The 21,193-nt window shown below is 37.0% G+C and carries 21 protein-coding genes; 17 read left to right on the forward strand and 4 right to left on the reverse strand.

Features of this window, described 5'->3' with window-relative positions; translation table 11 throughout:
- Window positions 1-171: 171 nt before the first annotated feature.
- Window positions 172-1,188, forward strand: coding sequence for a GTP 3',8-cyclase MoaA (gene moaA / locus V7161_RS24635; protein WP_335715454.1), 1,017 nt, complete (start codon window positions 172-174; stop codon window positions 1,186-1,188).
- Window positions 1,189-1,224: 36 nt separating this feature from the next.
- Here moaA and ric read toward each other — a convergent pair whose 3' ends face one another.
- Window positions 1,225-1,923, reverse strand: coding sequence for an iron-sulfur cluster repair di-iron protein (ric, locus tag V7161_RS24640; RefSeq protein WP_335715455.1), 699 nt, complete (start codon window positions 1,921-1,923; stop codon window positions 1,225-1,227).
- A gap of 233 nt (window positions 1,924-2,156) precedes the next feature.
- Here ric and V7161_RS24645 point away from each other — a divergent pair, with 233 nt between their 5' ends.
- Both V7161_RS24645 and mobB read left to right on the forward strand, forming a co-directional pair.
- Entirely contained in the window at window positions 2,157-3,422 is a 1,266-nt protein-coding gene (locus V7161_RS24645; RefSeq protein WP_335715456.1) for a molybdopterin molybdotransferase MoeA, read from the forward strand.
- Entirely contained in the window at window positions 3,410-3,940 is a 531-nt protein-coding gene (gene mobB / locus V7161_RS24650; protein WP_335715457.1) for a molybdopterin-guanine dinucleotide biosynthesis protein B, read from the forward strand. Before V7161_RS24645 ends, mobB begins: the two co-directional genes overlap by 13 nt.
- Window positions 3,941-3,976: 36 nt before the next feature.
- On the opposite strand, the gene V7161_RS24655 is transcribed toward mobB, so the two are convergent.
- The gene (locus tag V7161_RS24655) at window positions 3,977-4,669 is read right to left on the reverse strand and encodes a Crp/Fnr family transcriptional regulator (RefSeq protein WP_420491658.1); all 693 of its coding nucleotides are present in this window, start codon (window positions 4,667-4,669) and stop codon (window positions 3,977-3,979) included.
- Window positions 4,670-4,948: 279 nt separating this feature from the next.
- Here V7161_RS24655 and V7161_RS24660 point away from each other — a divergent pair, with 279 nt between their 5' ends.
- A complete protein-coding gene (locus V7161_RS24660; RefSeq protein WP_335715458.1) occupies window positions 4,949-5,128 on the forward strand; it encodes a YjzC family protein in 180 nt (59 codons plus the stop codon).
- A gap of 126 nt (window positions 5,129-5,254) precedes the next feature.
- Window positions 5,255-7,849 (forward strand): ATP-dependent chaperone ClpB, encoded by a 2,595-nt coding sequence (gene clpB / locus V7161_RS24665; protein ID WP_335715459.1) that lies wholly within the window; start codon window positions 5,255-5,257, stop codon window positions 7,847-7,849.
- Between the two features lie 59 nt (window positions 7,850-7,908).
- Here the strand turns inward: clpB and V7161_RS24670 are convergent, their stop codons facing one another.
- Entirely contained in the window at window positions 7,909-8,091 is a 183-nt protein-coding gene (locus V7161_RS24670) for a DUF2929 family protein (RefSeq protein WP_223592847.1), read from the reverse strand.
- Window positions 8,092-8,292: 201 nt separating this feature from the next.
- Here V7161_RS24670 and V7161_RS24675 point away from each other — a divergent pair, with 201 nt between their 5' ends.
- From V7161_RS24675 to V7161_RS24690, 4 genes are all read left to right on the forward strand, one after another.
- A complete protein-coding gene (locus V7161_RS24675) occupies window positions 8,293-9,015 on the forward strand; it encodes a hydrolase (RefSeq protein WP_335715460.1) in 723 nt (240 codons plus the stop codon).
- 80 nt (window positions 9,016-9,095) lie between these two features.
- Complete coding sequence (locus V7161_RS24680; RefSeq protein ID WP_335715461.1) at window positions 9,096-9,929, forward strand: hypothetical protein; 834 nt, start codon at window positions 9,096-9,098, stop codon at window positions 9,927-9,929.
- 173 nt (window positions 9,930-10,102) lie between these two features.
- The gene (locus V7161_RS24685; protein ID WP_335715462.1) at window positions 10,103-11,053 is read left to right on the forward strand and encodes a BMP family ABC transporter substrate-binding protein; all 951 of its coding nucleotides are present in this window, start codon (window positions 10,103-10,105) and stop codon (window positions 11,051-11,053) included.
- Window positions 11,054-11,072: 19 nt separating this feature from the next.
- Complete coding sequence (locus V7161_RS24690) at window positions 11,073-11,270, forward strand: ComZ family protein (protein WP_335715463.1); 198 nt, start codon at window positions 11,073-11,075, stop codon at window positions 11,268-11,270.
- 29 nt (window positions 11,271-11,299) lie between these two features.
- Here V7161_RS24690 and V7161_RS24695 read toward each other — a convergent pair whose 3' ends face one another.
- Window positions 11,300-11,620 (reverse strand): hypothetical protein, encoded by a 321-nt coding sequence (locus tag V7161_RS24695; protein WP_335715464.1) that lies wholly within the window; start codon window positions 11,618-11,620, stop codon window positions 11,300-11,302.
- 204 nt (window positions 11,621-11,824) lie between these two features.
- On the opposite strand from V7161_RS24695, the gene V7161_RS24700 reads away from it, so the two are divergent.
- The 8 genes from V7161_RS24700 (at window position 11,825) to opp4C (ending at window position 21,044) form a co-directional block, all read left to right on the forward strand.
- Window positions 11,825-12,757, forward strand: a complete 933-nt coding sequence (locus V7161_RS24700) for a beta-ketoacyl-ACP synthase III (RefSeq protein WP_335715465.1) — start codon at window positions 11,825-11,827, stop codon at window positions 12,755-12,757.
- A 145-nt stretch (window positions 12,758-12,902) separates the two neighbouring features.
- Window positions 12,903-14,141: a beta-ketoacyl-ACP synthase II gene (gene fabF, locus V7161_RS24705; protein ID WP_335715466.1), complete on the forward strand. Its 1,239-nt coding sequence runs from the start codon at window positions 12,903-12,905 to the stop codon at window positions 14,139-14,141.
- Between the two features lie 129 nt (window positions 14,142-14,270).
- Window positions 14,271-15,044, forward strand: coding sequence for a DUF2268 domain-containing protein (locus tag V7161_RS24710; protein WP_335715467.1), 774 nt, complete (start codon window positions 14,271-14,273; stop codon window positions 15,042-15,044).
- A gap of 171 nt (window positions 15,045-15,215) precedes the next feature.
- On the forward strand, window positions 15,216-16,238 hold the full coding sequence (locus V7161_RS24715; RefSeq protein WP_335715468.1) for an ABC transporter ATP-binding protein: 1,023 nt from the start codon (window positions 15,216-15,218) through the stop codon (window positions 16,236-16,238).
- Window positions 16,238-17,248, forward strand: a complete 1,011-nt coding sequence (locus V7161_RS24720) for an ABC transporter ATP-binding protein (RefSeq protein ID WP_335715469.1) — start codon at window positions 16,238-16,240, stop codon at window positions 17,246-17,248. Before V7161_RS24715 ends, V7161_RS24720 begins: the two co-directional genes overlap by 1 nt.
- Before the next feature lie 34 nt (window positions 17,249-17,282).
- Complete coding sequence (gene opp4A / locus V7161_RS24725; RefSeq protein WP_335715470.1) at window positions 17,283-18,998, forward strand: oligopeptide ABC transporter substrate-binding protein; 1,716 nt, start codon at window positions 17,283-17,285, stop codon at window positions 18,996-18,998.
- A gap of 157 nt (window positions 18,999-19,155) precedes the next feature.
- Window positions 19,156-20,121, forward strand: a complete 966-nt coding sequence (gene opp4B, locus V7161_RS24730) for an oligopeptide ABC transporter permease (protein ID WP_223592828.1) — start codon at window positions 19,156-19,158, stop codon at window positions 20,119-20,121.
- Between the two features lie 11 nt (window positions 20,122-20,132).
- Complete coding sequence (opp4C, locus tag V7161_RS24735) at window positions 20,133-21,044, forward strand: oligopeptide ABC transporter permease (protein ID WP_335715471.1); 912 nt, start codon at window positions 20,133-20,135, stop codon at window positions 21,042-21,044.
- Window positions 21,045-21,193: the final 149 nt, after the last annotated feature.

Consider the following 21,193-nt stretch of genomic DNA (forward strand, 5'->3'; position numbering starts at 1 on the left):
TACACTGATTTTTATTCCATAAACAATTATTTCCTCCTTGTTTAACATCTGTTAAGATTAAAATAATATTAAAAAGTATATTGATAGTGAATAAAGTAACAGTCTTTTTAGTAAAACACTGGTACACTTAGGATAATTCTTGCTTTTTTTAGAATAATGGAGTTGATGCAAATGGAAAAAACCATTATTAAAGATAAATTGAATCGACCGATACGTGACTTGCGTATCTCAGTGATTGACCGCTGTAATTTTCGCTGCCAATACTGTATGCCAGCTGATCAATTCGGGCCTGATTTTGAATTTCTACCTAGGTCGGCCTTATTGACATATGAAGAAATTGAACGGCTTGGAAAAATATTTGTTAATTTAGGTGTCGAAAAAATCCGCTTAACTGGCGGAGAACCGCTGCTGCGAAAGGATTTACCGATACTTGTGAAAAAACTTTCTGCTATTGAAGGTTTAAGTGACATTGGCTTAACTACAAATGGAGTCCTGTTGCCGAAATTGGCAGGAGAGTTAAAAGCAGCTGGTCTTAAACGAGTAAATGTCAGCCTTGATACTTTAAATGATGAATTGTTCGGACAAATCAATGGACGCGGGGTAACCACTGGACCGGTTTTAGAGGGGATAGAAGCAGCTAAACAAGCCGGTCTTGGAGTTAAAATCAACATGGTTGTAAAAAAAGGACTTAATGATGCTGATATTATTCCAATGGCACAATACTGTAAAAATCATGGATTGGAGCTTCGCTATATCGAGTTTATGGATGTTGGCTCCACGAACGGGTGGAAGATGGACGATGTCGTAACCAAAAAACAGATTTATCTTCTGTTAAAAGAGCACTTTGAGATAGAGCCAGTTGACCCGGCCTATTTTGGGGAAGTGGCCAAGCTTTATCATTATAAAGACGCTGATGTGAAGGTTGGATTTATTACTTCTGTTTCAGAGTCATTCTGCTCCAGCTGTACACGTTCTCGTTTATCTGCAAATGGGCAGATCTTTACTTGTTTGTTTAATGGAAATGGCCATGATATTCGGAATTTCATGAGAAATGGTGCTAGTGATGAGGATATAGCAAAGCGAATTACAGCGATTTGGAATGGTCGTGACGACCGATATTCTGACGAAAGAACAGCAGAAACAAACAAAAACCGCAAAAAAATTGAAATGTCCTATATCGGTGGTTAAAAAACAGCCCGCTTATGTTAAGCGGGCTGTTTTTTACTAAGCAATATATCGTGGAAATAAAATGTTGTTTTCAAGATGTACATGCATGAAGGTCAAACTTTCCAGCGCTTCTAAACGTGCGTATACTAAGCGGTATGTTCCACAAGCATCAAGAGGTAGAGTGAAATCAGATGTTACCGAACGGATTTGTCTTAAGATCTCTCCTGCATGATCATGTTCCTTTTCAAGCTCAGTAACTAAATTAATGGCTTCCTCTTTATTTTCAATGGTTCCGTCGGTAAATTTCCTGATTAACGGGAAGACAATTGCTTCTTCTTTCTCCATGTGTTCAATCAATTCTTTTTTTAATTCATAAAATAATTCGTACACTTTTAATAGCTCTAGATGGTTATCTCCATGTACCCGTGAAACCTTTGTCACATATGGGCTGAGCATTGTTAATTCTTCTTTTGAAGTACGATGGTAATTAGAGATAATATGATCAATAATCGTATTAGAGTCAGATTCTGTCCAAACTTCTACATCTTTTTCCACGTGCTCATATTTTTCAAAAACGATTTTTAATTCTTCTAGCAGATTGTCCATGTTAAGTCCGTTTTGTGACACAGCTTTTGAAAGTGGAATGTTTCCCCCACAGCAAAAATCGATCCGGTTCTTCTTGAAAACATCACTTGCTTTTGGTAATTTATTTACAATATCTTTAACTAATGTAGTAGAAGTGAATGGAAAAGTCATTTATAGTTCCTCCTAAAAATAAAGGTAATTTGTTTCTGACATAAGCATACTGGAATTAAGAATAAAATTTGGTGATATGCATCACACTTTGCAAATGATTTTTTTAATTCATTAAGTTTCTATCAATTTTGTGACATTTGATATGTCGGTAAGTTTTTTGTAGGCTTATAATGATAAATGAAAAGGAATGAGTTAATTACATACCGTTTTTTTAGAGATAGGAGCCGATTCATTTGTTTGAAAGAAGAACACCGCTTGCGATAGGGGAAGCAGTCAAAAAAATTATGAACTTTCAATTACAGGGGTTAACTGAGTATGTATTGATCGAGGAAAGCTTTGGCCGTTTTTTATCGGAGGATTTAGTGGCAACAAGTGATGTGCCTCATTTTGACAGGGCACCCTATGATGGCTTTGCTGTTAGATCGATAGACACTGCTAATGCCTCTCAATCATGTCCCATTGAAATGGAAGTAATTGATCATATTGGAGCAGGAATGGTCTCCACAAAGGTTGTCAAACAATACCAAGCTATACGAATTATGACCGGCGCTATGATGCCAGAGGGTACCGATTGCGTTGTAATGTTTGAGGTTGCAAAGTCATACGAAAAGAATGGAATTCCACATATATTGATCAAAAGAAGCTTTAAAAATGGTGACAATGTTTCCTTCAGAGGCGAAGATGCAAAGAAAGGAGAAATTTTAGTTAAAAAGGGAACGCTAATTAATCCAGGAATTCAGGCTATGCTCGCAACTTTTGGATATAAGCACGTTCCTGTTGCGAAAAAACCCCTCGTTGGCCTATTCGCAACAGGGACAGAACTTTTAGAAGTTGACGATGAATTGGTTCCCGGTAAGATTCGAAACAGCAATTCACATATGATTGCTGCCCAAATCGAACGGGCAGGAGGAACGGTTCATTATTTTGGGAAGCTGCCAGATGAATTTGATACATGCTTTGATGCAGTAAAAAACAGTCTGGATAAAGTTGATTTGTTAGTTACTACTGGAGGAGTTTCAGTTGGGGACTTTGATTACCTGCCTGAAATTTATGAAAAATTAGGAGCAGAGGTTTTCTTTAATAAAGTAGCGATGCGTCCAGGCAGTGTTACGACCGTCGCACATCATAATGGAAAGTTCCTATTCGGGCTTTCTGGTAACCCTTCAGCTTGCTATGTGGGGTTTGAATTATTTACACGGCCGATCCTCCGAAGATGTTTATTTTCGGAAAAACCGCATTTACGAAAAGAAAAAGCTATACTAGATGCTGATTTCCCTAAAGCAAATCCATATACACGATTTGTCCGCAGTTCCGCATTTATTCAAGACGGCAGACTTAAAGTGACACCCAGCGGATTAGACAAGTCGAATATTATTATGAGCCTTGCAGGCGCGAATTCATTGATGATATTACCGGGTGGTACCCGAGGTTTTACGGTAGGAACAGAGATTGAGGTTCTTCTCCTTGAGGATCAGACTGGTAGTGAGTGGCCTTGGTAAAACCGGTTATTTTTCAAATTGTAGGTTACCAAAATAGTGGAAAAACTACATTTATTGAAAGGCTAATTAAAGACTTAAAAGGTAAAGGTTTAAGATCTGCAGTAATTAAACACCACGGACACGGCGGCAAGCCTGATTTAGTGGATAATAAGGATTCTACAAAATATCTCTCAGCAGGAGCTGCTGCCTCGATTATTGAAGGAGATGGCAGGCTCCTTCTCCAAGTAGAAAAATGGGAGAACAGCCTTGAGCACCAGATAGAATTAATGAGTTTTTTTGATCCGGATGTGATTTTAATTGAAGGATATAAACAAAAAAAATACCCGAAGCTTTTAATATTAAGAGATCTTGAAGACCTTCCTCTATTAAAAAGTGTGACCAATATAGCGGCTGTTGTTTATTGGAAGGAATGCATAAGAGAACACCTTAAAGGACATATAAACATACCATGTTTTTTTATTAAAGATGAAGTATCGATTAGCTGGACTGTAAACTTATTAAAAAAATCGGTCAAATAAGACCGATTTTTATTAATGAGGATACAATTTAATTAACTAATCCACCTTGCAAATTTCCGTTGGACAATCCTCACATTCAATTTCATTCTTCAAAAACTCTACATCATGAATGGTGATCGTTCCTTTATCAATTGAAATAATTTTCTCTTTTCTAAGGTCGCTTAATAAACGATTAACCACTTCCCTTGATGTACCGCAGAAATTAGCTAATTCTTGGTTTGTTAATGGTATTTCAAGCAATATTCCATTATTGGTATTAATTCCATAACTATTGCTTAATCGAATCAATGTAGAGTATAAAGCTCCTTTTTTTCCGTGTAAAACGAGGTCACGAAATTTTGTTTGAGTTTTGCGATATTGCTGACTCATCCATTTAATGAATTCAAAGGAAAGGGAAAGATTTTGCGATAGTTTTTCCTCAAGAACATCCTTCATAATTACGGCTACCTCGCCACTTTCAACGACCCGTGCACTTAATAAATACCTGGAAGAAGGGGAAAATAAATTTAATTCACCGATAAAATCACCATTAGAGCACATTCTTAAGGTAAGTTCTCTCCCATCTGGAATAATTTTACTGATTTGCAAAATACCGCTTTGTACGATATACATTTCATCCGCTGGTGAGCCTTCTTGAAATAAAAATGTTCCCTTTTCAATTTTTTTAGTATGGTGTACGGTCTCAAGGAGATGTAACAACGATACCGGCATTTCTTTTACTGCCTGCATACAAAAGACCACCTTTAATGGTACGACATAAATCATTTACTTTACTTTTAATAACTGTCAATCAAGGTTGGTTACAAGATATTACTATAATTATATTGTTTACAAAGAATATTTAGCAATAAATGTGGAATAAATTCATACAATCGTCAAAAAGTCAAACATGATTCATTTATTTCTTAGGAAATACTGTCGAACAATGTGAAAAAATGAAAGAACTTCCTTTAATGGACACTCTAGAAAAGGAAATAATAATGATGTAGACGATAAGGAGGGAAAAGAATGGGACAAAATCATCAGTTCAAATCGGGTAAAAAGGCACCAAATAATGGGGTGTATATTGAAATTGGTGAAACTGGAGATAATGTAATCAATCCTAAAAAAATTAAACTAAAAGCTGGAGACCCGTTTCCAGAGACATCCAATGATAAACGTGTTTGGACTTATCAACGAAAACCATAACAGTTATAAAAGGTAAAAGTCATCCAAACAGGATGACTTTTTTCTTAGTCAAATTTTACTTAAAATCTGTGATTGTTTTATAATAAAAGTAATAGGTCAAAAATGGTCAATAAGGGAGTGTGAATTGTGGATATTAACCGAATGACACAACGGTTACAAAAAGGAATAATGGATGCGCAATCTTTAGCGGTAAAAAATAATCATCAAGAGATTGATGAATCCCATTTATTTTTGGCATTAATGAATCAAACGGACAGTCTTTTTGAATCTATATTTAAGCGATTGACATTACCATCTGAAACCATTAAGAAAAGGTTGAAAGAATCCCTTGAAAAAAAACCTCAGGTCACTGGAACTGGGGCAGAACACGATAAAATATTTGTTACAGACCGGCTGCAAAAGCTTTTAGCAGCTGCCGAAGAATTTGCAAGAAAGTTTTCCGATGAATATATTTCGGTAGAGCATATCCTCTTAGCAGCAGTCTATTCAAATCAATCCGAAATGAAAAAAATCATTCAATCTTTTGACCATACGCCTGAAGATATTTTAAAAGCAATAAAAGAAATAAGGGGGAACCAAAGAGTGACATCACAGAATCCTGAAGCAGGATATGATGCTTTGAAAAAATATGGAAGGGATTTAGTTGCTGAAGTAAGAGCGGGAAAGGTAGATCCTGTTATTGGACGGGATACGGAGATTCGAAATGTCATTCGTATCTTATCAAGGAAAACCAAGAATAATCCTGTCTTAATCGGAGAACCTGGTGTAGGAAAAACCGCAATCGTAGAGGGACTGGCCCAGCGGATTGTTAGAAAAGATGTTCCAGAAGGACTTAAGAACAAAACCATCTTTTCCTTAGATATGAGTTCGTTAATTGCTGGTGCAAAATTCAGAGGGGAATTTGAAGAACGATTAAAAGCGGTTCTGAATGAAATCAAAAAAAGTGACGGACAAATCCTACTGTTTATCGATGAAATTCATACCATTGTTGGTGCCGGAAAAACAGAAGGCGCGATGGATGCAGGCAATATGTTAAAACCGATGCTTGCCCGCGGTGAACTTCATTGTATTGGCGCAACCACACTTGATGAACATCGGAAGTATATAGAAAAGGATCCTGCTTTAGAACGGAGGTTCCAGCAGGTGCTTGTACAAGAACCAAATGTAGAAGATACCATTTCTATATTACGTGGATTAAAGGAACGATTTGAAGTTCACCATGGTGTGAAAATTCACGACCATGCTTTAGTTGCTGCAGCTACTTTGTCTGACCGATATATAACTGATCGTTTCCTACCGGACAAAGCTATAGATCTGGTTGATGAAGCATGTGCGTTAATTCGTACAGAAATTGATTCCATGCCAACAGAACTAGATGAAGTAACACGCAGAGTCATGCAGTTAGAAATTGAAGAGGCAGCTTTAAGAAAAGAAAACGATGAAGCAAGTAAACTACGATTGCAGTCCCTACTAAAGGAACTGGCAGATTTAAAGGAACAGGCCGATACGATGAAGGCAAAATGGCTAGAAGAAAAGAAAAGCATTCAGACGTTACAAGAAAAAAGGGAACAACTGGAGAAGCTTCGCCGTGAGCTGCAGCAAGCGGAGGACAAATACGATTTAAACCGTGCTGCTGAATTAAGACATGGTCAAATTCCGTTGGTTGAAAAAGAACTTAAAAGTTTAGAAATGGAAACGGAAAAGGAGAATCGGTTACTGCGCGAAGAGGTAACAGGTGAGGAAATTTCCCATATTGTATCGAGATGGACAGGAATTCCGCTCTCTAAACTAGTTGAGGGGGAGAGAGAAAAGTTATTGAAACTTGAAGCAATTCTCCACGAGAGAGTAATCGGACAAAATGAAGCCGTCAATTTAGTAGCAGACGCAGTACTACGGGCTAGGGCCGGCATTAAAGATCCTAATCGCCCAATTGGATCCTTTCTATTTTTAGGGCCAACTGGTGTAGGGAAAACGGAGTTAGCAAAAGCTTTGGCGGAGTCTTTATTTGATAGTGAAGAGCATATTATTCGTATCGATATGTCGGAATACATGGAAAAGCATGCAGTATCACGCCTAATTGGGGCTCCACCAGGGTATGTTGGCTATGAAGAAGGAGGGCAGCTGACAGAAGCGGTTAGAAGAAGACCTTATTCTGTTGTTCTGATGGACGAAATTGAAAAGGCCCATCCGGAAGTCTTCAATATTCTCCTTCAAGCCTTAGATGATGGGCGCATCACTGATTCACAAGGGAGGGTAGTAGATTTTAAAAATACCGTTATTATTATGACCTCCAATATAGGATCACAATTTTTACTCGAACGTTCTGAAAATGAAATTGAAATAACTGATACAGCAAGAGAAATGGTATTAGGCCAATTAAGAGTGCATTTTCGTCCGGAATTTTTAAACCGTATTGATGAAATTATCCTATTTAAGCCGTTATCATTAGGAGAAATTAAAAATATTGTCGTCAAAATGCTAAAAGAACTTCAGAACAGATTAAAAGAACAGCAAATAAATATCTCAATCAGTGAGGATGCCAAGGAATTCATCGCTGTTAACGGATATGACCCTACCTATGGTGCCAGACCGTTGAAGCGTTATATCCAAAGAAATATAGAAACAAAGTTAGCTCGAGAAATTATTGCGGGAAGGGTTCATGATGGATCAAGCCTTGAAATTAAGATTCAAAATGAAGAAGTGATAATTTTAATAAAATAACAAGAGATTAATCCATTAAAAAAGTCTTCCATTGATGTGGAAGACTTTTTTATCGGCACTTAATGTTTTTCAACAGGCTCATTTGGTATCAAAGATGATACCACAAAAACTAAAATGGTTACAGCAACAGCTAAAATGGAACCTACTTTAACATCAAATGCAACACCATTCATTGAACTTACAACATATGTAAGCATTTGCACTAGTAAAAATAACCAGAAAAAAGTCCAAAAGAATCGCACTATTTTTCACCTCTAACCTTATTTACATCATTTCTAATATTACCATATGAATTCTAATTAATAAATGTTTATTTGATAATTCACTCATTTAATTAATTGTCTGGACATAAATGTAAATTAATAAAAATGGGCAAACTCCCTTTCATCTTTTGTGAACAAACATACAATATCGTGAGGAAATATGTAAAAGGAGATTTACCTATGGACAGTCGTAATTTTCAGATGGATACCCAATGGAATATCATTTATTACCCAGAAAAGCCTACTGGATTTGGGGTCTTAATAATTGGAGATGAACGGCATTTTGTGGACGATTGTAAAAGCTTTTGGACACAAAATGAAGGGAAGTCCGCTATTATCAACCAACTAAAAGAAAAAGGTTACACGATTTTTTCCTCAAATCTTTATGGGCGAAACTGGGGGAGCGAAAAATCGGTTGATTTGGCTCAGCGGCTATATCAACATGTAATCCGAAGTGAAATCCTAAATAATAAAATTCATATTTTAGCAGAAGGAATGGGCGCGCTAGTTGCGGTAAAGTTAATGGAAAAATTAAAGGGCTGTATTCGTTCGGTCATCCTTTTAAACCCAATCATTTCATTAAAGCATCATTTAGAACAGGAAAAGGAACATAAGTTCTTTTATAAAAAATTGATAAGAGAATTAGTAACAGCTCATCAACTAGAACAAAATGTACTTGAAAGCACTATTTTTAGTATGGATGATCATGTTAATCTTGATTTTGGATTTCCTGTCAAGATTATTCATGTATTGTCTGGAGGAAAATCTTATAATCAATCAAAGCTTTATCAGAAAATTATCAAATATCCTGAAATCACTCCAACTTATATGCTGCCAGAAAAGAAACTACAGCTTGGCAATATATGCATAAAGTTTTTTACAAGCCATGAAGCTGTCCTCTAAGTCTCCCCTTCCCCATAATGAAATAATTCCTTATTCAAACGCATAGGATTCATTAAGGATAGTATGGGGAGGAAGATTTTATGGACAAGGCCATTATATTTGGTGTATATGATTTTGTCAGTTTTCATATTTGCAAAACGTTGCTTAATAAAGGAATAGAGGTCTTTGGGGTCAATATTGAAGATATAGACAATATTCAATATCTTGATGAAAAAAGATTTGAGGTTGGCAGAAATTCAAATTTCATTGAAAATGGTCTTGCGGATTGGGAGAAAAAACAAGGTCAAGGGAATAGGGATACCGTCGTTATTTTTTCATTATTTGATTCCTATATGCAAAATAAGGAAGAAATTTATTTAGAGGAAAAGGTTACTGGGCCAATATTGGACTATATTGAGCGAAATAATTCAAAAACAGAATTTGTCTTTATTCTCCCAATACAATTGTTGGGAGCTGAGGGTGAAAAAGTGCACCGAGGCTTTTTGAATCATGTAAAAGGATTGGTGAAGAAGACTCATTTCTTTTATTTACCTTCTATATATGGTCCCTGGCAGACCGAAACTTTTATCTTTCAACAAGTGATTATGTCAGACTTTCAACAAAAAGAAATTTATAAATCGAATAGGGAATGGACAATCGATACAATTTTTGTGGAGGATGCAATCGATTCTATTTTTGAAATAATGGATATAAATGTGCAGGGAAGCTTTATATTAGAAAGTGGAAAGAAGAATTATTGGGATATATGCGCGTCCTATTTAAAACTTGAACAGAATCTTATTCATTCAAACCGCGTTGAACCATTTGCAATAGATCCATCAGTTGTTAAGATTCAAATGAAAAAAATCACCCCGATTTCCGAATCATTTTTGAAACAAAAAAATCAAGCAGGCCAGTTGTATGGAAGCCCGTAAAACATGATAGGGTTTACTTTATATCCAGAAAGTGGAAGCGCAGGAAATTTATCTTTTCATTTTATTATTCAAAGGGTAGAATAAAAATTGAAAAATGAGGATTACAGGTCCATTATTTATATCTAGAAAGAATCAGTTATAGAAATGGCAGTGGTATGAAGGAGATGCATTGAATGCTAAACCGTTTCGGGATCATTCTTTTATGTCTTTTTTTACTTGGGGCCTGCGGGGTAACCAAAAAAACATCAGGCAAATTACAAAATGTTGGCTTATTAGTGCCTGAAACGGTTAATGACCAAGTATGGGGAACGAAGGGCTTTAAAGGGATGCTAAAAATACAATCAAAATTCAATGTGGAGGTTTACTATAAAGAAGGAATGAATTCTGAATCGGTAGTTGAAAGGGCGGTGAAAGAGTTTGATCAAAAAGGAGTAAATCTTATTTTTGGTCACGGTTCAGAGTATGCTGAATATTTTAATAAGATTTCAAAGGATTATCCTAAAATTCACTTTGTCAGTTTTAATGGCGATGCTAAAAATCCTAACACAACCAGTTTAACCTTTAAAGCACACGCGATGGGCTTTTTTGGAGGTATGGTTGCTGCCCATATGTCGAAGGAACAGAAGGTAGGAGTGTTGGCTGCCTATGAATGGCAGCCAGAAATAGAAGGATTCTATCAAGGAGCATTGGCAGAAAATAAAAACGCCCAAGTAAGCATAGAATACGTAGGGAATTGGGATGATGAAAAAAAAGCGATACAATTAGTCGATCGTATGATGGAAAAAGGGGTCGACGTAATCTATCCTGCTGGCGATGGTTTTAATGTCCCTGTTATTGAAAGGGTCAAGGAACGAGGACTATATGTTATTGGCTATGTTTCCGACCAATCAGATTTGGGGCAATCGACGGTTCTAACAAGCACGATTCAGCAGGTAGATAAATTATATGAGAAGGTTGCTGAACAATATAATAACGGTAAATTAAAAGCAGGAAATCTTTCCTTTGATTTTGAAGATAATGTCATAACCCTAGGAAAATATAGTCCGTTAGTGAGCAAGGAATTTATTAAGAAAATTAATAAGCAGATCCAAACATATAAGCAAACAGGAAAGTTACCACAATAATTTATTAAAGGGGATACATATGAACAACCAAGATAAGTCATTACAATTTATGATGATTGCGATGAAATATTTACCTGAAGCCAAGGAACAGTTAGAAAAATCAGGAGTAGAATTATCAATGGAATTAATTGAACCGTTTATGAATTTATTTACAAAGGTTATGCAAGAAGCATACAACCTTGGCCGTGAAGAAGCTCTTCAGGAAGTAAATCAATAGTGAAAATAAGCTGCCGATAAAAAGGCAGCTTATTTCTTTTTCCAAAATTTCTGGATAAACGGATAGAATTTTTGAAATATTGGCTTTAAGTCCTGTACAGATTCCCATATAGCATCAATACTCAACATGAGTTGTTCATAATCGATATCTGAATGGTTTTGTTGAGAATTTTGAGAATGGCGATTGCCAAATAACGGGGTCCTTTCATGGTGAGGCCTTCTTGATCCAAACATTAAACTGGTGAACCGATCTTGATGCTTTTCATCCTCAATATTCGCTTGATGTTTTTCATCCTCAAAATTCGCTTGATGCTTTTCTAAAGTTGATTCTTCTTTTTCCCAATCTTCCATTTCCTCTTACACTCCTTCAAAGAAAAATGTCTCTTACCTTTAGAATATGAGCAAACTATCAAAAGGAATGTACTTTAGCGGAGGGGTAAAAGTAAGTAACAGTTGCTTAATTAAGGTCTCATTTGATAAAATTAGTACCAAGTCATAATAATTGATATTAATCTTTGGTATAGAGAAACTTATCATATTAAAGGAGATGGAATAATGAAAGCTGGTATTGTTGGAATAGGAAGGTATTTACCAGAAAAAATTCTCACCAACCATGATTTAGAAAAAATGATGGATACTTCTGATGAATGGATTCGTACAATGACAGGTATCGAAGAACGCAGGATAGCATCAGACGATATTGAAACATCGGATATGGCCTTGTCTGCTGCCCAGAAAGCAATTCAAGACGCAGGTATAAATCCAGAAGAAATTGATTTAATCTTGGTTGCAACAGTTACTCCAGATTCACCTTTTCCATCTGTTGCCTGCAGAATTCAGGAAAAATTAGGGGCCTATAAGGCAGCTGCCATGGATCTTAGTGCAGCATGTGCTGGGTTCATGTATGGAATTATCACAGGGAAACAGTTTATAGAAACAGGAGAATATAAACATGTACTTGTTGTAGGGGTTGAAAAGCTTTCGAAAATTACGGATTGGAGCGACAGAAATACCGCTGTCCTATTTGGGGACGGTGCCGGTGCAGTCGTACTTGGCCCAGTATCCGAAAATCGAGGAATTCTTTCATTTGAGCTTGGTGCAGATGGGACTGGGGCAAAGCATTTATATCAAGATGAATATATCATTATGAATGGACGAGAAGTATTCAAATTTGCCGTTAGACAAATGGGCGAGAGCTGTATAAACGTTCTTGAAAAAGCAGGACTTACCAAGGATGACGTCGATTTCCTTATCCCTCATCAAGCCAATATTCGGATTATGGAAGCATCGAGACAGCGGTTAGAGCTCCCAATTGAAAAAATGTCTAAAACAATTCATAAATATGGAAATACTTCTGCAGCATCAATACCAATTTCAATTGTAGAAGAATTAGAAGCAGGAAAGATTAAAGATGATGACCTCCTAGTCATGGTAGGTTTTGGCGGCGGCTTGACTTGGGGCGCCATTGCAATCCGTTGGGGTAAATAATTAGAAAAGCGGAAGCGCCTTGACCAGGGAAAAAAGCAGTTCATTTTTTCCTAGGGCTGGAGCTGGACAGTTATCAAAGTTTAAAACAAATGAAAAATAACTTGTAAAAATAGGGAAAAGTTATCAGATAAAAGGAGATGTACAAATGGAAAAGCGCAGGGTCGTAGTAACGGGCGTAGGAGCAGTGACACCACTTGGAAATGATGCTGAAACAACTTGGAAAGGAATTCTTGAAGGGAAATCAGGAATTGGACCTCTGACAAGAGTTAATGCAGATGAGTATCCAGCGAAGGTAGCTGCTGAAGTAAAGGATTTTAATCCAGAAATTTTTATGGATAAAAAAGAAGCAAGAAAAATGGACCGTTTTACACAATTTGCAGTTGCAAGTGCAATTATGGCTGTAAAAGATGCGAATTTAACGATCAATGAAGAAAATTCCCACCGCGTGGGGGTTTGGATTGGTTCAGGAATTGGCGGTATGGAAACCTTTGAACAGCAATTTGAAATTTTTCAAAAAAGGGGCTATAAACGTGTAAGTCCTTTCTTCGTACCAATGTTAATTCCGGATATGGCAACTGGCCAGGTTTCCATTACACTTGGTGCACGGGGATTTAATTCATGTACGGTTACTGCCTGTGCAACCGGTACAAATTCAATTGGAGATGCCTTTAAGGTGATCCAGCGCGGTGACGCAGATGTTATGGTATCGGGAGGTGCAGAAGCGCCGATTACGAGAATGTCTGTTGCTGGGTTCTGTGCCAACACTGCCCTTTCCACAAACCCTGATCCAAATACAGCAAGCAGGCCATTTGATAAAAATCGCGACGGCTTTGTAATTGGTGAAGGTGCAGGAATCATTGTCCTGGAAGAGCTAGAGCATGCCTTGGCACGCGGAGCTAATATTTATGCTGAAATCATTGGATACGGGGCAACAGGTGATGCCTATCATATTACTGCACCGGCACCAGGTGGTGAAGGCGGTGCCCGAGCAATGAAAATGGCGATTACTGATGGAGGTTTAGAGCCTAAAGATATTGATTATATTAATGCCCATGGAACAAGTACAGAATATAATGATAAATTTGAAACACTTGCCGTTAAAGAAGTATTTGGCGAGCATGCATATAAGCTTGCAATGAGTTCAACCAAATCCATGACTGGACATTTACTTGGTGCTGCTGGTGGTGTTGAAGCCATCTTTACATTATTGGCAATGAGGGACAGAATGCTTCCGCCGACAATGAATTATGTTACGCCAGATCCGGAATGTGATCTGGACTATGTTGTAAATGCGGCTCGTCCATTGGAAATTAAAGCAGCCATGAGCAATTCATTAGGCTTTGGTGGTCATAACGCCACAATTGTCTTTAAAAAATACGAATAGTATAAAAAAACTCGGTCAGAATTTTTCTGGCACGAGTTTTTTTTTCGAATAATTCCCTATCCTACTTTACGAACCTATCCTTTCAACATTCATAAAATGATCAAAAGATACGGTAATTGAGGTGAGAAAATGGGCATTATTCGAACGGATAAATGGTTAATGGCTGATTTTGAACAGCCAGGAAAAATCTGTGAAAGGTTGAAACCGTATTTTAACGGGCAGACTGCTCAATCCATTTACCGCCAATTAACGAACTTTGGGATGTATAGTCCATCAGGAAGTTCAAAGAGAAATTTAAACCGATTGGTTGAACAGAAAGCGTGGGATCGTGTTGAACGGCTGTTTCAAAACTATAAGAATAAATGGTCTGGACCGGATGTACCTGTCTTTCTCTTTCCGATAGGACAATCAGGTGGATTTTTTATACGAAGGGAAGAAAGACAAAAGGGCGGGGTTTCATTCCCTGATAAAATGTTTCTGTTTCTCTCAGATTTAGAGGACCCTAAAGAAATAGAGGCACTTCTAGTCCATGAATATCATCATGTTTGCCGCCTTCAAGCTCTAAACAAAAAAATGGAAGAGTATACGCTGCTAGACTCAATTGTAATAGAGGGTCTGGCAGAATATGCCGTATTAAAAAATTGTGGTAAAGAATACCTGGCAAATTGGTGCAGAATGTATTCTGAAAATGAATTATCTATATTTTGGGATAAATATATGAAAAAACAGTTAAGAAGTAAAAAAGATGAAAGGATTCATGACCATTTATTGTATGGAGGCGGGAGGATACCCAAGCTGCTTGGATATGCTGCAGGATATAATATTGTTAGGGCATATTACAAAAGACATCAATATTCTACAAAACTATCTTTTACGGCCCCATCATTAGATTTTTTAGAGTGAAAAACCAAATATTTAGCAAAAAAAGCCTAATAAAAAAGGGCTTTTTTATTTTGATAAGTGTGAATATTACCAATTTTTTAAAAGAATCTTGCAATTGTAATAATTTTGTAATAGAATTTTACTTGAATCAATAAAATTAACAGAATAATTCAAAAAGTAAGAGGGTGTACTATGAGCACAAAAAAATCTCTACTCAAAGAGGCACCATTGCTCGAAGTGAAAAATTTAGAAACGGCATTTGACATTGACGGAATCGATTATAATGCTGTTGATAATGTTTCGTTTAAAGTAAAACCTCGTCAAATAGTCGGTGTTGTAGGTGAATCTGGATGTGGCAAATCTGTTATGAGTCTCTCAATCATGCAGCTTCTTCCAAAGGGAAGCGGTAAGGTAAAATCCGGTGAAATCCTATTTGAAGAGTTAAATCTTGAAAAGCTGACAGAATCCCAAATTAATAAAATCCGTGGAAAAGACATCTCAATGATATTCCAAGAACCAATGACCTCTCTTAATCCAGTTTTTACAATTGGATTTCAACTTCAAGAAGTATTATTTAATCACACAAAGATTTCAAAACAGGAAGCACGTCAAAAAGCAATAGCCTTATTAAAAAGTGTAGGGATCTCCAGGCCTGAAAAAATTGTGGATGAATATCCACATCAATTATCTGGCGGGATGAGACAACGTGTCATGATTGCTATAGCTATTGCATGTCAGCCTAAATTATTAATCGCTGACGAACCAACGACTGCATTGGATGTGACTGTACAGGCTCAAATCCTAGAACTTTTAAAAGATATTCAAGCAGTTAATGATATGTCTGTTATTCTCATTACACATGATTTAGGCGTCGTAGCTGAAATGTGTGATGAAGTAATCGTTATGTATGCCGGAAAAATTGTTGAAAGAGCAGATGTTGACACTTTGTTCTATAATCCCAAGCATCCATATACGACACTTCTTTTAGGCGCTATTCCTAAAATGGAAGAAGAAGAAGAGCGACTAAGTTCCATACAAGGAATAGTTCCCTCCCTAACAAATATGCCTAAATCCGGATGTCGTTTCGCTAATCGATGTCCAAAGGCAATGCCTGAATGTCTAACCATAACCCCAGAACTTGCAGAAGTCGATCAAGATCATGAAGTGGCCTGTCTCCTTTTTGAAACTAGTAAGCCAAGAGAAGGGGTGCGGTAATGAGTACTGATACTATACATAAAAATGATGAAAAACAATCCTCTCAATCTGAAAATCTATTAGAAATTCAAAATTTAAAAACCTATTACCCAGTAAAAGGGGGATTTTTTAAACGTACAATTGGCCATGTGAAAGCGGTTGATAATATATCATTTGAGATTAAAAGAGGGGAAACACTTGGATTAGTTGGTGAATCTGGGTGCGGCAAATCAACTGCGGGTCGAACAATACTGCGCCTCTTAAAACCGACAGAAGGCAGCATTCTGTTCGAAGGAAAAAACATCACTCGAGTTTCTGGCAAATCTCTTCGAGAAATTAGGCAGGACATGCAGATGGTGTTTCAGGATCCATACGCCTCTTTAAATCCAATGCAAATGGTTGGGGACATAATAGCGGAGCCAATTTATAACTACTCCAAGAAAAGTAAAGCTGAATTAAAACAGGAAGTAATGGATCTATTAGAAAAGGTTGGTCTCCCGCCAGAAGCCTATTTTAAATATGCCCATGAATTTTCCGGGGGACAGCGGCAGAGAATCGGAATTGCCCGAGCGCTCGCATTAAGACCAAAGCTGATTATTGCTGATGAGCCTGTATCTGCCCTTGATGTTTCAGTACAATCGCAAGTATTAAATTTATTAAAAGACTTACAGGAAGAATTTGAGTTAACCTTCCTATTTATTGCACATGATTTAAGCGTTGTTAAGCATATGAGTGACCGAATTGGGGTTATGTATTTAGGCAATATGGTGGAGATTGCAGATAAAAATAGTCTTTATGCTGAACCGCTGCACCCTTATACACAGGCTTTAATTTCTGCAATTCCATCTCCTGACCCAAGACAAAAGAAAGAGAGGATTATTTTAAAGGGTGATGTCCCAAGCCCTATCAATCCTCCGTCCGGATGTCCATTCCATCCTCGTTGTCCAATGGCAATGGAAGAATGCACTAAACAAAAACCTGCATTAAAGGAGGTGAAGCCCTCTCATCGAGTAGCTTGCCACCTTTACTAGAACTAAAAATTAAATTTTTATAGGGGGGAAACAAATGAAGAAAAGAAGCATGCTCATGTTAGCTGCCTTAATGCTTGTATTATCGGCATTTTTAGCGGCTTGCAGTGGCGGAGAAAAAGCTGGAACTAAGAAAAATGACAATGAAGGTAAGACAGGAGAAACGTCGGAAAAACCTCAGGATGGCGGTACACTCGTTTATGCCTTAGATTCAGCTCCTGAAGGTAAATTCAACTATGCTTTTTACGGAAATCAAACAGATCAATATGTAATTGATTTCTTTGATGAGAACCTTATTGATTATGATGCGCAATTAAAGGCACAGCCGCATATTGCCTCATGGAAAACAACAGACAATAAAGTCTTTGATTTTGAAATCAAAAAAGGTGTTAAATGGCATAACGGAGACGAATTATCAGTAAAAGACTGGGAATTCGCTTTAAAAGTAATTGCTGACAAGGATTATGAGGGACCACGTTTTGATAACGTAAGAAATATTGTTGGTGCCCAAGATTACCACGATGGAAAAGCAAAAGAAATTTCAGGTATTAAAGTAATTGATGATTACCATATTCAAATTACTTTTGATAAAGCACGTGTTAATAACTTGGATAACCTTTGGACATATCCAATTAATCGTACTGAATTTAAAGGAATGGCTGTAAAAGATATGATGGGATCTGAACAGGTTCGTACAAAACCTGTTGGATTAGGTCCATTTAAAGTAACAAAAGTTGTACCAGGTGAATCAATTGAAATGGAACGTTTTGACGATTATTTCGGTGGAAAGCCTCATATCGAAAAGGTTGTTATTAAGGTAATTGACCCTTCACTTTCAGTTGGCGAACTTAAAAACGGAACTCTTGATATGACTGCATTCCATCCAAGTATCATAGATCAAGTTAAAGCACTTGATAATGTAAATGCAATCACATATCCTGGCGTAAGTTATTATTATGTTGGTTTCAGATTAGGTACTTGGGATGGCGAGAAAAATGTCATGAACGAACCAAAGTATCAAGATAAGAAACTTCGTGAGGCAATGTACTATGCGATTAATCGTGAGGAGTGGGTAAAAGCGTTCTTCTTCGGCGTAGGAAAGCCAGTTAACCGCCCAATTCCAACAAATCACTGGATTGCAGCAGATAATAAAGAATTAGAGCAATATAAGTACGACCCTAAGAAAGCAAAAGAATTATTAGATGAAGCAGGCTATAAAGATGTTGACGGAGATGGCTTCCGTGAAGATCCTCAAGGTAAAAAGTTTGTTGTTAACTTTAGCCACTATGCAACACAAAACCCTACATTCGAATCACGTGCAAAAGCATTAACTCAATATTGGGAAGCAGTTGGCTTGAAAACGAAACTTACTATGACAGATGTAAATCTATATTACGATATGCTTGAAAAAGCAGACAAATCAATGGAAGTATTCTTTGGCGGCTGGTCTACAGGGTCAGATCCAGATCCAACTCCACTTTGGGGTTCTAAAGCACTTTGGAACTATCCACGCTGGGTAAATGCGGATAGTGATAAATTGCTTGACCAAGCACTGGATATCAATGTTGTCGGAACTGATTCCAATAAGCGTAAAGATCTTTATGTACAATGGCAAAAGCTGTTTATGAAAGATCTGCCTGTATTGCCAATTGCCGAGCTTGAAGAAACAATGGCAGTTAGCAAACGCGTTAATGGTGTGAAATTCGATGTATCAGGTATGAACCGTCCAAATGAATGGTGGATTAAGCAATAATTTCAATGGCTAAGAGATATAGTCTAAGTTAACTGCTTAATTAATTTTATAAACTCAATCTTTATATTCGAATGGGAGGTCAACTTCTCCCATTCGAATAAGATAGGTTTTTTTAATAGCTAAGGTTCATCAAAGCTTAAAGACAAGGAGAATGCACATGTTAAAATATGCATTTCGCAGAATATTGGGAATGATTCCAATGCTGCTCCTTACCTCCATCATTGTTTTTTCCTTGGCAAAGTTAATGCCCGGGGATTCACTTAGTGGAGAAATCGATCCAAGAAATACAAACCCACAGTATATTGCGGAAATGCGTGAAAAGCTAGGCTATAATGACCCTATGCCACAGCAATATTTTCGTTGGGTTAGTAATTTCATCGAAGGAGATTTTGGAAAATCAACCCGGTTTAAAATTGAAGTAGCCGATGTTATTGGAGAAAGGTTGCCTAATACGATATTACTTGGATTCACATCTATCATAATTACTTATTTTCTTGCTTTTATGATGGGTTCATACGCAGGAAGAAAACCATATACGCTTGGGGATAATCTAATTGGCGGGATAAACTATCTAGGTTTGTCCATACCATCATTTGTTGCGGGAGTATTTGCTATTTATTTCTTTTCATTTAAGCTGGGCTTGTTTCCGTCAAATGGATCTGTTGATATCGGTGTTACCGAAGGTACATTTGATTGGTGGTTAAGCCGCTTGCACCATGTATTATTACCTGCTTTTGTCCTAGGATTTTTAAATATTGCAAGTTATACACAATTTTTACGAAACGATATTATTGAAAATAGCCGAAAGGACTATGTCCGTACGGCAAGAGCGAAAGGTACACCCGAAAGTAAAATTTATAATGTACACATACTTAGAAATTCCGTAATTCCGCTTATAACCTATTTAGGATTCGATATTGTTGCTATTATTAGCGGTGCCATTATCACTGAAACTATTTTTACATATCCTGGCCTTGGACAATTATTTTTACAATCCGTCGGGGTGAGGGATTATCCTGTTTTATTGACGTTGACAATGATGTTCTCCTTCTTAACACTATTCGGCAATTTAATCGCTGATATTTTATATGGTGTTGTAGATCCGAGAATCAGATTAGATTAGGGGGAGAAATGATGGAAATAGTTACACAAAACGAAACAAATGTTCCCCATGCCCCCCAGAAAAAAAGTTTATCTCCATTAGCAATTGCCAGAAAAAAATTTATCAAGAACAAATTAGCAATGACCAGCCTTATTTTTTTAGCACTTGTTGCGATTATTTCCTGTCTTGCCCCATATATTACAACCGCTGATATTACGAAAATAAATATTGGTGAAATGGGATTAGAACCGTCTAGTAAGCATTGGTTAGGGACGGATAAAGCTGGACGGGATGTTTTTACAAGGTTACTTTATGGCGGAAGGATTTCACTGCTTGTTGGAATCAGTTGTACATTTTTTGTCATATTTATTGGTACATTAATCGGTTCTATTGCCGGTTATTTCGGGGGCACAACAGATAGTTTATTAATGAGATTTACTGATTTAATTTTAAACTTTCCTTTTCTTGTTTTTGTTATTGTTTTAAACGCCATTCTTTTTGGTAAAGTATCTGGACTATGGGTATTAATAGGAGTAATCAGTCTTCTATATTGGGGAGGAATTGCTCGGATTGTCCGTAGTAAAATTCTTGCTGAAAAGGAAAATGAGTATATTATTGCGGCAATATCCATAGGCTGTTCACCCGCGAAAATCATCGTTAAACATCTTCTGCCCAACGTACTTTCAACCATTATTGTACAGGCAACGATTACGTTTGCGACAATGATTGTAGTTGAATCGGCATTAAGTTACTTAGGATTTGGGGTGCCGCAAGAGGTGCCAAGCTGGGGAAATATGCTGAATTCAGCTAATGAACCTGATGTGCTTCAATATAAGCTGTGGATTTGGGTACCGCCTGCATTGATTATCACTTTAACCATTCTTTCGATTAACTTTATCGGAGAAGGATTAAAGGATGCCTTTAATCCAAAATTAAGAAGATAAAAATCTTCCAACAATCTACCATCCCTATATGGTAGATTTTTTATTTTGTACTAATCATATCTGCCGTTTCATATATCTTAAGTAAAATTTAGGACATGTTCAATTTCCTCAAAAGGAATAATTTAACTTAGGTCTGCCCATACTGATTG

The organism is Neobacillus drentensis (assembly GCF_036965425.1).
Taxonomy (GTDB): domain Bacteria; phylum Bacillota; class Bacilli; order Bacillales; family Cytobacillaceae; genus Neobacillus; species Neobacillus drentensis_F.